The sequence below is a fragment of the Roseivirga sp. UBA838 genome (genome assembly GCF_002296035.1).
GTDB lineage: Bacteria > Bacteroidota > Bacteroidia > Cytophagales > Cyclobacteriaceae > Roseivirga > Roseivirga thermotolerans.
This window is the reverse complement of the sequence record NZ_DBHC01000046.1, coordinates 23699-36979: the sequence shown is the minus strand read 5'-3', so window position 1 is coordinate 36979 and position 13281 is coordinate 23699. Positions and strand designations below refer to the sequence as shown.

At 40.0% G+C, this 13281-nt stretch carries 10 protein-coding genes; 5 read left to right on the top strand and 5 right to left on the bottom strand.

Annotated features, from left to right (window positions below; all coding sequences use genetic code 11):
* Window position 1 precedes the first annotated feature (1 nt).
* From B3O12_RS16945 to B3O12_RS16930, 4 genes are read left to right on the top strand one after another with little or no spacing between them, the layout of a single operon-like run.
* Entirely contained in the window at window positions 2-1018 is a 1017-nt protein-coding gene (locus B3O12_RS16945; protein WP_286757170.1) for a PD-(D/E)XK nuclease family protein, read from the top strand.
* The gene (locus B3O12_RS16940; RefSeq protein WP_286757169.1) at window positions 963-3347 is read left to right on the top strand and encodes a hypothetical protein; all 2385 of its coding nucleotides are present in this window, start codon (window positions 963-965) and stop codon (window positions 3345-3347) included. Before B3O12_RS16945 ends, B3O12_RS16940 begins: the two co-directional genes overlap by 56 nt.
* On the top strand, window positions 3344-3781 hold the full coding sequence (locus B3O12_RS16935) for a hypothetical protein (RefSeq protein ID WP_286757168.1): 438 nt from the start codon (window positions 3344-3346) through the stop codon (window positions 3779-3781). The genes B3O12_RS16940 and B3O12_RS16935 overlap by 4 nt, the downstream gene beginning before the upstream one ends.
* A 50-nt stretch (window positions 3782-3831) precedes the next feature.
* Window positions 3832-4917: a hypothetical protein gene (locus B3O12_RS16930; protein ID WP_286757167.1), complete on the top strand. Its 1086-nt coding sequence runs from the start codon at window positions 3832-3834 to the stop codon at window positions 4915-4917.
* Between the two features lie 784 nt (window positions 4918-5701).
* Here the strand turns inward: B3O12_RS16930 and B3O12_RS16925 are convergent.
* The 4 genes from B3O12_RS16925 to B3O12_RS16910 form a co-directional block, all read right to left on the bottom strand.
* The gene (locus B3O12_RS16925; RefSeq protein WP_286757166.1) at window positions 5702-7054 is read right to left on the bottom strand and encodes a tetratricopeptide repeat protein; all 1353 of its coding nucleotides are present in this window, start codon (window positions 7052-7054) and stop codon (window positions 5702-5704) included.
* Between the two features lie 29 nt (window positions 7055-7083).
* Window positions 7084-9612, bottom strand: a complete 2529-nt coding sequence (gene gyrA / locus B3O12_RS16920; RefSeq protein WP_189631315.1) for a DNA gyrase subunit A — start codon at window positions 9610-9612, stop codon at window positions 7084-7086.
* 78 nt (window positions 9613-9690) lie between these two features.
* On the bottom strand, window positions 9691-10902 hold the full coding sequence (locus tag B3O12_RS16915) for a hypothetical protein (protein ID WP_286757165.1): 1212 nt from the start codon (window positions 10900-10902) through the stop codon (window positions 9691-9693).
* Between the two features lie 179 nt (window positions 10903-11081).
* Window positions 11082-11522 (bottom strand): hypothetical protein, encoded by a 441-nt coding sequence (locus B3O12_RS16910; protein ID WP_189631317.1) that lies wholly within the window; start codon window positions 11520-11522, stop codon window positions 11082-11084.
* Window positions 11523-11709: 187 nt separating this feature from the next.
* Between B3O12_RS16910 and B3O12_RS16905 the strand changes: the two genes are divergently transcribed.
* Window positions 11710-12057, top strand: coding sequence for an arsenate reductase family protein (locus B3O12_RS16905; protein WP_286757164.1), 348 nt, complete (start codon window positions 11710-11712; stop codon window positions 12055-12057).
* 132 nt (window positions 12058-12189) lie between these two features.
* Here B3O12_RS16905 and B3O12_RS16900 read toward each other — a convergent pair whose 3' ends face one another.
* The gene (locus B3O12_RS16900; RefSeq protein ID WP_286757163.1) at window positions 12190-13095 is read right to left on the bottom strand and encodes a hydroxypyruvate isomerase family protein; all 906 of its coding nucleotides are present in this window, start codon (window positions 13093-13095) and stop codon (window positions 12190-12192) included.
* Between the last annotated feature and the right edge of the window lie 186 nt (window positions 13096-13281).

Here is a 13281-nt window from a genome sequence, read left to right as displayed (position 1 = left end):
GATGGCAAAATGGTCTATATCAACGATTAACTCTTTAAGAAGATGCAACAGGCAATACTACTTTGCTCATGTTGCAGCTAACCACGGGAGAAAGAATGCCTTCCGAAGAGAAGCATATGAACTCAAACGAATGCAGAATTTTTTGATGTGGCCTGGGAGTGTTGTTGATAAGTTCATAGAGACAGAAATAATTCCAAACATAAAAAATCTTGATTATTCAGATTTTGAGACTTTAGCTGAAAAGGCTGTTCAAATGGCTAAAGAGCAATATGCGTTTTCGAAGAAAAGATTATTTAGTAACCCAGATGTTCGTGCTGGAGATCACAAGCAAGATTTTGCAATTCTTCAAATGCATAAGCTGAATGAAGAATATAGTGAAGATGATACTCAGGTGGTTTATGACAAGATTTATGATGCGGTAAGAAAATTTCCTGATATCGTTATTCCAGCTAATGGCACAAAGTTGCTCGATTTCTTGAAAGAGGCTTCTTGGCTTTTGCCTAATGTCATGAATTGGTCATTTAATGTTGAGTCTTCTAGAGTTTCTCCACAGATTGACCTGTTTCTAATACATCAGAATAAGCCTGTAATTATTGACTGGAAGCTATCAGAAAGTTTTGTGAGTGATTACTCCAGACAACTAATAATTTGTGCTCTTTCAGTAATGAATTGGTACAAGAACAGAGATGGTCAAAATCCTGACATGGAGGATTACAGTCTTTATGAGATCAACTTATTAAAAGAATCTGAAAATGTCACATCACACGAACTTAATGTAGAAAGAGCAAGTGAAATTATAGATTATATAAACCTTACTGGCTCAGATATAGAGTTATTACTAGGGGATAGAAAGTATGAAGAAATTGATATTGAAGAATTTGATATAACCGATAAGGACACTACATGTGCTTTCTGTAATTTCAAAAGTCTATGTGCAAAAGTTTTAATAAACGGAATAGAAAATGAAAAGGCGACATTCAATAAACATGTTTCCAATTTGCAATTTGAATGGGATTGATTTCTCGTTTAAATTAATAGAATTCGATTGGGAATTATTAAAAAATAGGGAAGAGGTTTATCATCAAAGTGTAAACAAATTAACACTTAAAATTTCCTCACAAACAAAGGGTCCCTGTGCTTTATATTATAAAGATGGGAAGCCATACTTTGCTATTCCAAAAAGCAAGAGTATAAGTGCTAAAAAAATAAGTGTTGGACCTCTTCAAATTAGCATAAACCCATTACCTGACGTTTACGATGTGTCGATCGATACCATAAGCACTGAGAATTTATCCGTAATCCACCAGTTTATTGAATTTTCGATAAGAGAAAACCTAAACAGGAAGGTTGATTTATGGAGATTTAGTGCAAATCAGTATTTCTGGAATAAACCAGTAAACAAAGATGATGGGGGTAATATTGATGTTTTTGGTGGTTTTCAGTTTAGGCTGGTAAGAAAGAATAAAGCCTTCTACATCGTTTTGGATGTCAATTACAAGTACATCGGAAGGCAATTTCTGAGCGAATTTGTAAATAAGGATAATATTTTGACAGTCGGTAAATCTCTTAAGGGAGCTAGATGTCTTTACATGAATGGGGATGACTGGTACACTGTAGTCGTAGATGGTTTTGCAAATAGTATAAGCGAGCAAACCTTTGGAGGAAAGACAATTTACAATTACATCCTAGACAAAAACACGGGAGAAAGCTTTGATTTAAAACCCTATCTTAAAAAGGATTCAGTTACACTACTTTATAAGTACCCGGGTAGATCCATGCAGCCACATACTGCAGCCGCATGTTTGGCTAAGCAAATTTTTCCTACAGATCATCCTGACATCCGGGAGATGCATAGGAGATCAGCTTTAGTGCCTTTTAAAAGGTTCAAAGAAATAAAATCTGCAATCAGTAGACATTTTCAGAATATTACAATAAATGACGTAAAGCTAGAAATCGCAACTGAACCTATTGAAAAAGATGCTACATTTTTTGAGATGCCCGCACTAAAATTTAACAAAGGCAAAGTGCTTAGTTTAAACAAGAATGAATCATCTGAAGAATTCAGTATTCATGATTTTGCCAGTGAGAGAAAACGGTTGATTCTAGAAAATGGTATCCTAAATGAAGGTGTTTATGATCCTCAGTTTTTGGTTGTACCCCGTGAATTAGAGAAGGGAAAAGCTAAATTAATTAAAGAATTACTTGAAGATCAGATTAGGAGTTTAAGCCCTGCATTTAAAGGATTCAAGATAATTACCTACAAGTCATTGTCCAATAAATCTGCAACTCATCAGATTGGAGAAATTCAAAGAGTTTTCAAAGAAAACAATGTCAATACTGGGTCAGTCCTTTTCATATTGCCGAATTATGGACGCAATGGCGGGTATAAGGTCAAGAATTTGCATGATTTACTAAAGAATAAGTTCTATCCCGATATAAAATTTCAATGTGCTTCACAATACAAAGTAGAATCATATGTCGGTTCATTTCCAGATAACGAGCAAGGTGTAAAGTATGATGTATATCAAAGGTCGAGAATGCAATTCAAATCTTATTTATTCAATTTGGCACTTGAACATTTGCTTGCAAATCGAAAATGGCCGTATGCTTTAAGTAAGAATGCTCATTATGATATCTACATTGGAGTAGATGTTCATGATAGATATGTTGGACTGACTTTCTTCTATAAGAATGGAGAAAAGATTTATTTCGACTCAAAAAAGGTCCCAATGAAAACTGGGTTTAAAAGAGCAGAAAAAATTCGCTCGAAAGACTTGGTTGAGAAGATATATGAAAAGTTGAAAGCGCATATACCGTTACACTGTAACAATCCAAATGGTATCGTGCTGATTAGAGATGGTAGAAGTTTCGGAGAAGAAGAAAAAGCTTTATTAGAGGTTATTGAAAAGCTAAGCCAGAATCATTTAATTGAAAAAGATAAGATCAGATGGTCCGTAGTTGATTTGCATAAGCAAAGCGCAATACCACTTAGAATAGCCTCACATACGTCTGGCCATGATAGAATTGAGAATCCTAGATCAGGGGCATATGTTATGTTGAATGAGAATGAAGGGTTTATTTTCTCTACTGGATTTCCTTTTAAAATTCCAGGATCTGTAAAACCCTTAAACTTAATTCAAAGTGCTGGTAATTGTGATTTTAAGCTGATTCTAGAAGATATATACAATCAGTGTATACTGGCCTTCTCTGCTCCAGATAGAAGCAATTCACTTCCAATCACAATTAAATTAATTGATAGTCTAATTCAGCCGCTTGCCTATAGTTCAGAAGAAGTATTGGAAGAGGATGAAATGGAGTTTGAAAACGAAGAAAATACATTAACATGAGTGACGTAAGCGTATTATCGAAGCAATTTGAGAAGCTTGTTAAGCTCTCAAATTCTTTTAATGAGTCAGTCATTCTTCATAAAAAGAAGAAGCATTTAGGCTCAGTTAAAGGTAAATATTCTAGTTTGAATCTGTCAAAAGATTCTTTATCGGAAGCAAATAGGTATTTGCTGTCATTCTTAGAAAATTTGATACATGTTGTTAATGATAATTCATATTCAACTGAGTATTTACCATCAATTATTCTTGAAGACTATACGAAACGGATTAAGCTAACACCGTATTTGACTGATGAACTGCAGGAAATCATCAACAAATTAAAGTCTAGTAAAGGACTAAGTAATGAGAATATTGAATTACTTGATAAGCTGCTATCGGAGTTGGATAGTGAGAAAAATATATTGTATAAAAAACTAAGATCGGGTAGGGGATGATAGAGTTTCTTAACGGTATTTATCATGATCTCCTTTCACGAGTTGACAGAATGAAAAGCATTCTGCAAAACGGAGATTTTGATGATGAGTTGAGAGAAACTTTTCTAACCAAAACAGTTGACCTATTAGACGAATTATCATCAGAAATTCAGCATGTAATTGATTCTGGTGACCTTGAATTAGATTTCATTGTGAATAATAATCTAATTAGATATAACAGGTTTAATCAAGCTTTTCAAGCGATTGAACTGTATCGATATAGGGTCATTGAAAAGTATGGGGTTGCAGAGAGATATTTCAATAAGAAAATTGAAAGAATTTATAACGAAATAGAGAATTTCTCACAATTACCTCCGATCATAACTACTATTAGTAACTCTGAAGAATATTATTGGGCTCATCCGCTCTATGAAATTATTGCTGTCCCGTCCGGAGAAGAAAAGAATCTACTAAACCTTCCAGACCTTTATCATGAGGTTGGTCACCTTATTTTCAAGCAGTATTCAGATTCATTGGTTGGAAGTTTGATTGATGAAATATCAAAGTATTTTGCCGCTCAAAAACAATTAGCTGTAGATCAAAACAAATCAGGAAAACTCATAGATTTATTAAAAGAAATTGAGGCTAACTGGAAAAATGGTTGGATCGAAGAGTTTACGTGTGATATTATTGGTACATATCTTGTAGGGCCAGCTTATGGCTGGACTAACTTAAAACTGACGACCAACAGCACATATTTTAATGCGGTCTATTCACCTAGTGTTTCACACCCTTCAGACGATTCAAGAAATAAGGCAATCTTGAAGACATTGAATCTACTGGGCTATGGACATGATGATATTCAGGTATTGGAAAAATCATGGAAGGATTTTCAAAGTCATATATCAGATGATTATCCTGAATATTATGATTATTATTTCCCGGAGGAATTGATTGAGAAATTAGTTCAAAACGTTGTTCAGGGTTGTAAAGATATTGCCCTTAGGAGCCACTTGGAACAAATTGAAAAATTTGATAGACCTATCTCTCAAATACTTAACGAAGCATGGTTCATTGCTAGAAATAAACCTCAAGAATTTAGTGAATGGGAGAAAAAGACAATTCAAGAGATTGACGAATCTTTGAATGGAGAGTGAAAAGCAACAGCTTAATATTATGTTAAGTAGAATCCAATCTACATCAAGGCGGGTCGGCCTGACAGAAAAGCGGGGTTAGCGTTGGCCCTGTGGGCGGAAGCATTTTTCTGTCTAGATTTTTGCATACTTTTCATCAATGGAAAAGTATGGGCCCAGCGGCCTGAGCGAAAAAGCGAACACATCTGAAGGACTACTAAACTGTGAGCTATTCTAATTCTGCTACAAGCGTCTGTGAGATCCTTCGATAAACTCAGGATGACAGACGCATGGTGAGCTGTGCCAAAACAAAGCGTTGGCCAGCAAGTGTTTTACAGGCAAATTCCTAATTGCTGAGAATCGCGTATTTGAAATCAATCCGATCAATCGTACAGATAACGAAAAATGGAACGATACACTTTGCCTGGAAATCTCTTGCTTAGGGCTGGTCAGTGAGCCTTAGCTCACAAGCGGGTGGGAAAACTATTAATAGCCGTTTGGTCAGGGAACGGCCGAGCGATGGTCCCGATAGCTATCGGGAGTGCGCTGGCCGAGCGGCTATTTAATATAACGTCTAATTATATAACAACATTCTTAGAAGCACTGCACCAAAAAAAATCATCAAACAGAAACGTGCACGTCAAGGTCCAGCTTTGCTGGTTAACATAATATCATTATATAATCGAAGCTGACAGATAATCGCCAAACAGCGCAGCAGTAATAAATAACAGCTTTGTTATATAATTTACATTATGTTAAATAATAAACTCATTTATAAAGGGAGGCTCTTCAACCTCCCTTTATAAGATTATTTGGTATACTGTATTGCTGTTACACTGCCATTTTTAAAGTAGATGTAAACATTCTTCTCTCTATAAACCCACTGCTCAGATTTAACACCCTCAGTTTCAGTAATGTTCTTAGCGTCAGGATTACCCATGCTTTCTATAACTTGATTTTTCGACCAACCAACTTTAACAGGCATGCCACCAGATTCGATCAAATCCAATCTCTCTAAAATAGAATCTCTTTTGGCATCCATTCCTAACTGATCGTAGATGGTGCTCAACGGTCTTAGTGAGTACACATCGTTCGGATCGGCAGCAACGGCCTTCTCGAACATTGGCATGGCTTCTTTGAATTTAGCCAGAGCCTTGTCCTTTAGCTCCTTATATTTCGCATCATCATCCATTGTGCTATTGGCTTCAGTCATAAAGGCCGCACCTTTATTATAGATTACTGAAGCGGCTACGTATAGAGCTTCTGCGTAGTTAGGGTCGAGCTCTAGCGCTTTTTTAGCGTTCTTCTCGGCATCATCCAGGTTATCGTTGTTCCATTGCAGGTAAGCCAACATGTAGTAGATATTTTTTTCAGCATTACCACCTTCGATAAGCTTCTTGAGGTTTTCAATGGCCTCGTCCATTTTCTTAGTCTGAATAAGTACATCTACCTCCCACTGTCTGTAAATATCATCTTCAGGGAAAGCCTTCTGAGCTGCTCTGATTGAAGCCAAGGCTTCATCGAACATCTCGTTCTCCATTTGGTGCTGAATAACCATGTTGTAGGCGTAGTTCTTATTCTCGTACTCCTCATCGTAAGCAATTACTTTCTTGTAGTACTCATAAGCCACATCATCGGCTTCTGCATTCTGTGCAGCATAACCTACGAAGAAATCCTTGGCAATCTCAGTTCTAATCATGGTGGCTACGCGCAGCAACTGGTAGGCTGTTTCGTAATCTTCCTCTTCTAGCGCTTTATTACCTCTGTCGAGCAAGAAAGCTTCTAACTGGCCAAGGCCACCACCACCAAGGGTTTTGGTCGGATCCTGAGGGTTTACCACCGCTTCTTTCATCAGGTCTTCTTTCACTTTATCGCCACCCTTTTCTATAGCTTTTTGGTACCACTCATAGCTGGTTTTAGCCAACTCGGCATCGGTTTTCCCATCTTGTACATATTTCTCTTTATAAATATCGCCCAGCAATAAGTATACATCCGCTTCTGCACCGGTTTCAGCATCTTGAGTAGCCTGAGTAGCCAGCTCAATAGCCGACTCCATTTCGCCCTTTCTAAAGGCTTTCTGAGCGTCTTTAAGTACTTTCTTTTGTGCAAACGCTCCCATTACCAGAAATGAAAGCGCAAATGTGAAAAACAGTTTTTTCATGAGTATTAGTCTAATTTTAGTTTCAATAATTATTCAGTAGTTTCTGAGGTGGTCTCTTCTCCGCCCTCATTATTTTCATCGGTAAGCTCATTGTCAAGCTCCGCATCTTCTTCCATTTGTTCAATTTTCTCTACAGAAGAAATCTCATCGCCTTCCTGCAGTCTGATTAGTTTAACGCCCTGGGTAGCTCTACCCATTACACGCAAATCAGCTACAGAAATTCTAATGGTAATTCCCGATTTATTGATAATCATCAAGTCATCAGAGTCGATTACCTCTTTGATAGACACTAAGTTACCTGTTTTTTCAGTAATGTTAATGGTCTTTACACCTTTACCACCTCGCTTGGTAATTCGGTAATCATCTATTGGAGAGCGCTTTCCGTAGCCTTTTTCAGAAACGACTAACAGATTAGCATCATCTCTAGAAACACATACCATGCCAATTACCTTATCATCGTCACCTTCAAGGGTTACTCCCCTCACTCCTGCAGCCGTACGACCCATGGCTCGTACATCGCTCTCGTGGAAGTGAACTACCTTGCCACTACGCTTACCAATAATGATGTGGTTATCGCCATTGGTAAGTTTTACTTCCAGCAGACGATCGCCTTCGTGGATAGTAATGGCATTGATTCCGTTAGTTCTCGGACGTGAATAAGCTTCAAGCGAAGTTTTCTTAATAGTACCAGACTCTGTACACATCACCACATAGTGGTTGTTTATGTAATCTTCGTCTTTCAGGTCTTCGGCATTAATTACAGCCCGTATTTTATCACCGGGTTCAATATTGAGCAGGTTCTGAACGGGACGTCCTTTAGAAACCTTGCTTCCTTCCGGAAGTTCCCATACTTTTTTCCAGAATACTTTACCAAACTCTGTGAAAATGAGCAGGTAATTGTGAGTCCATCCGGTGAATAGATACTCGGTAAAGTCATCGTCTTTGGTAGCGGCACCTCTGGCGCCCACACCTCCGCGGCCTTGTCTTCTATATTCTGATAATAGGGTACGCTTAATATATCCCTGATGCGAGATGGTGATAATCATCTCTTCGTTCGGGATCATATCTTCGGTGGTGAAGTCTTCGGCCGAATGGACTATGTCTGTTCTTCGCTCATCACCATAGCGATCGCGAAGTTCAATCAGCTCGTCTTTAATAATACCCATTCGAAGCTCCTCTTTCTCAAGAATCTCCTTCAAGCGGGCAATGAGCTCCATAATCTCTTCGTACTCTTTCTTAATCTTATCGCGTTCAAGGCCTGTCAAACGCTGAAGTCGCATTTCCAGAATAGCTTTGGCCTGAATCTCTGACAGACCAAACTTATCTATTAGCCCGTTTTTGGCTATTTCCGGATCTCTGGACGAACGAATGAGGTTGATGACTTCATCGAGGTTATCGAGTGCAATGAGGTATCCTTCCAAAATATGAGCACGCTTTTCAGCTTCGTTAAGCTCATACTGCGTTCTACGGATAACCACCTCGTGCCGGTGATCTACATAATTCTTGATGAGGTCTTTGAGGTTGAGGGTGTATGGTCGGCCTTTCACCAAAGCCACATTGTTCACCCCAAACGAAGATTGCAATTGGGTATACTTAAACAAATTGTTTAAGACCACGTTTCCAATTGCATCTTTTTTAAGCTCATACACAATGCGTAATCCACTCCGGTCAGACTCATCGCGTATATCGGAAATACCCTCAATCTTCTTTTCATTGACCAAAGCCGCAGTCTTTTCAATCATGCTGGCTTTGTTGACCATGTAAGGAATTTCTGTAACGATAATTTGCTCTCTTCCACTCTTGGTGGTCTCAATGTCGGCCTTAGCGCGCAGCACAATTCTTCCTCTTCCGGTTTCGAAAGCCGACTTTACCCCGGTATAGCCATAAATGGTACCTCCCGTTGGGAAGTCGGGAGCGGTTATGTGCTCCATTAATTCGGCTATGGTAATGTCATTGTTTTCTATGTAGGCAATGGTACCGTTTACTACCTCCGTAAGGTTATGAGGTGCCATGTTGGTGGCCATACCCACTGCAATACCGGAAGAACCATTGACCAACAAGCAGGGCAATTTACCCGGCAATACGGTAGGCTCTTTGAGGGAGTCATCGAAGTTGAGCTGAAAATCGACCGTATCTTTGTTGATATCGGCCAACATTTCTTCTGCAATGCGCTTTAGCCTGGCCTCGGTATAACGCATGGCCGCGGGCGAATCGCCATCGATGGAACCAAAGTTACCCTGCCCATCGACCAGCGGATAGCGCAACGACCACTCCTGGGCCATACGCACCATGGTATCGTATACTGAAGAGTCACCGTGTGGGTGATACTTACCCAACACCTCTCCTACAATTCTAGCTGATTTTTTATATGGTTTATTCCAGTTGACCCCAAGGTCGAGCATTCCGTAAAGTACCCTTCTGTGTACAGGTTTTAGGCCATCTCGAACATCTGGTAATGCCCTTGAGATAATCACCGACATGGAGTAGTCGATGTAGGCACCCCGCATCTCATCTTCTATGTTTATCGGGATGATTGTTTCCTTGTCTCCTTCTGCCATAAATTGGTTAAAAAGTCCGTTTGATTAAGGCGGCAAGATACCAAAAAATATCCGATCGACAGGGCAAAAACCAAGGGTTTAATTGCCTTTTCCGCTGCCTTTTTTCGACTTCTTTTGTTTGATGATTGGAAAGAATGAGCCTCCGGGTTTTCGCCTTACCCGGTTTTGACCGTAGCGTGGGTTTTGCTTTTTATAAAATGGCCTTCCCCGATACATTTTTCCGTTGAAAACATGCTCCATTTGCACCTGATTGGCCACGTACCGGTTGCGCGGATAAGTAGGGTATTTGAGCAAAAGCCCCAGGTCTATGCTAAACATGGTGAACTTGTGCGGTATACTGATGGCGTCATCGGCCAAGGTATAGGACCGCATTTCAAACGAAGGTCTTATGTAGCCTTTAAAGTATTTGGAAAAGGTGGTTTGAAACATGAGCCCCACATTGAAGAAGGGATCGTAAGTTACCTGTTCCTTATTTACCTGTGAAGCTTTTATCTTCCACACTCCGCCATACACATCGGCCAACATGGAAAAATCGCCCAGCGAGTAAAAGTTATAGCTTACAGAGCCAAAAAGCTTGGTGGTGGAGAGTTTGGTTTCAGGAAGGCTGTAGCGCCTGAGTATTGGGTCTGCATCTTGCTCTGAAGAGGGATGCCTGAATTTCATGGCTCCAAAGCCAATACCTCCCCCTACTCGGATCAGGTCATCATCCAGATAGCGCTTCTCTCCTGTTCGTTCAAAATGTCCTCTATCTAATTTTTTAAGACTAAGAGAAACGCGCAACGTGAGCGGATTGTATCGGCCTGAGTTGCTGTAAGCAAGGCTTGCCGTATCGGTGCGTACAATCTGACTGTCATCGTCTATATAGTCAATGGTTGTGGTTTCCAAACGATTGAACCAGTTAGTATATCCTGTTGCGGGTAGATTGGTGCCGGTTTCTTCTCCAAGAGGCACCAGGTATAAAAGGTCATTTCTGGGGTTTCGGATTACTGAAACTCCCTCCAGCGGATTATGATAGGCAAAGTAGCCATAGCTCTTTTCTATCTGAAAATTGAATCGGTTGAGCATTTTGCGCACAGGGCTCACTAACTGACGTTCCAGAGCTTTTTGGCGCTCTTCCGGAGTCACTCCCTCTTCCAGCACAAAGCCTTGAATTTCGCTCTTCTTCTTTTTGTTCTTTTTCTTGAAAAGTTGCGCATGGCCACTTACGGGAGCCAAAAGGCATAGGCATAGAAAAATGATTTGCCAGTATTTAATCTTCAAGCGAATGGTATTTTCTTCTAATAAAGACAAACCTATTCAATTATTATGGAATGCGTAAAAAAAGACCACGAATTGAAGCGGTTTATGGTTTAAAAATGAAACGTACTGCCTGTATGGAATAAAGCCCCAATGGGTTCCAAGTAAGGACTGGACACAAAAAAAGACTGCCTTGGGGCAGTCTCTTTTCGTTTTTAGTATGTTAAGGTTGATTAAGGCTTTTCTACTAAATCGGCCATGAAAGCATCTACTTTGGCCTTAGCATCGCCACCTTGAGCGTAAGCTTTTTTAACAGCGTTATATTTTGAAGCACCTAAGCTGTGTTTAGCCAATGTAGTTACTACACTAGTGGCAGCCTGTTGCTTTTCTTTAATTTCTTTGTTCACCAGATTTAAGAATTGCTTTTCCCAATCTTTGGCCGGCTCGCCTTGTTTAGACCTCAACTCTTGAAATCGTTGGCCGGTCATACCCTCTTGTCTTGCAATAAGATCGTTCACCATTGGGCTAATTTTGTCAGTGATTGCTTTTTGAGCTAGAAGAATCACTGCATAATCTTTGTAATCCTGATCGGTCAATTCATCTTGTGCCATAGAGGCAACAGATACGAAGGCAAAGCAAACAGCGGCTAAAACAACTCTAGATAGTCTTTTCATGGTCTTTTTTGATTTTTAGTTTAAGAAAGGCTAGCAACCTCTCTCCCTCAGTTTAGTAGTTTAGTTATTTTTTACAGCGTCACAAGAAAGATGATTTGTTCAAAACATACAAGTGAAAGTTTTCCAAAATTGATTCGGAACGGATAATTTTGGCCGTTTTATTGGAAAAGGACAAATAAAATTAAAGATGAGAAAAGTTTACTACCTCTCTACCTGCAATACCTGTAAGCGCATTATGGATGGTTTCGATTTGTCAGATTTTGAAACACAAGACATTAAAAACGAACCAATTACACCCGACCAGCTTAGTGAAATGAGAGCTCTTGCCGGAAGCTACGAAAGCCTTTTTAGTAAGGTGGCCAGAAAATACAGATTGCTTGGGCTTCATGAAAAAGAACTTTCTGAAGATGAAATGAAGCAGCATATCTTAAATGAGTACACCTTTCTGAAGCGTCCGGTGTTTCTGATTGATGGCGAAATATTTATAGGTAACAGTAAGAAAACCGTTGAAGCCATTGCCCAAAAACTGAACTGAGCCGATAAATACGCTGCTAAGTGATGGTTTTAAATACTGAGGGTGAAAGGGTGATTTGGAATTCCCCCTCTCCCTTTGGTATACTCTCATTCCAAGCATTTGCAAAACCACACTTACAATCGCTCCGGGTCATCAGAATGAATCACTTTTACGGTATGCCTCAATAACGGCCATTTCTCCATCAGCTCCGGGCCGACTGTTACCATGCTCCATCCCTATTATTCCATTAAATCCTTTGGCATAAATGTGTTTGAACACATTGAGATAATTGATTTCTCCTGTAGTTGGCTCTCTCCTTCCCGGATTATCGCCTACCTGAAAGTATGCAATCTCCTCCCATGAGGCCTCTATGTTTGGAATGAGGTTTCCCTCGGTTATCTGCTGGTGGTATATATCGAACAGAATTTTACAGGAAGGACTATCTACGGCTTTACAAATCTCATAGGCTTGTGCCGCTTTGGTCAAAAATAAACCGGGGTGATCGCGCTTATTTAGAGGCTCCAGCACCATTACGAGTCCATGGGGTTCCAGAATTTCAGCGGCCCGCTTGAGGCTTTCTACCACATGGGCGGTCTGGTAACCCATGTCTTTTCTAAGGTCTAAATGCCCGGGTACCACGGTCATCCACTTAGCATTTACACGCTTGGCTACCTCTACCGATTCTTGAATTTCTTTTAGAAAGAGATCTCTGCCCTCGGCTTTTCCACTGGCCAGGTTAGGCTCAGTCCAAAAAATAGTATGGGCCACAAAAACACCCATTTGCATGTTATGCTTTTCCATTCGCGCTGCAATCTGCCGTTGCTGCTCTAAGGGGCGCTTTTTCATGTCGTTGTCTTCCAACGACCGAAAGCCATGTTCGGCCATAAAATCGAGTTCATTTAAAACGCCTCCCGGGGCCGAATGTCTGAACATACCAAAGTGAGGCGCGTAGTTTAGCTGAAAAGTCTCTGCCCTTGTCGAAGAACGGCTCCACTGGTGGGGGAAAACTGAAAGTGCACTGGCCAGAAGGCTGCTACCCAAAAATTTTCTACGGTCCATGAATGAATATTTTGGGGAAGATAAAGATTAAAGCCCTATTGCATCAACTATACACGGCCTTAATTGAATTGATGGGTACTCTACAACTCGTTACTCATTAGATAATTGGGTTACTTACTTAAGCCGCAAGAAGTATATTCCTGAACCGTGCCTCCATTTGTATCTACACAAATGGCTGTTAAAAGA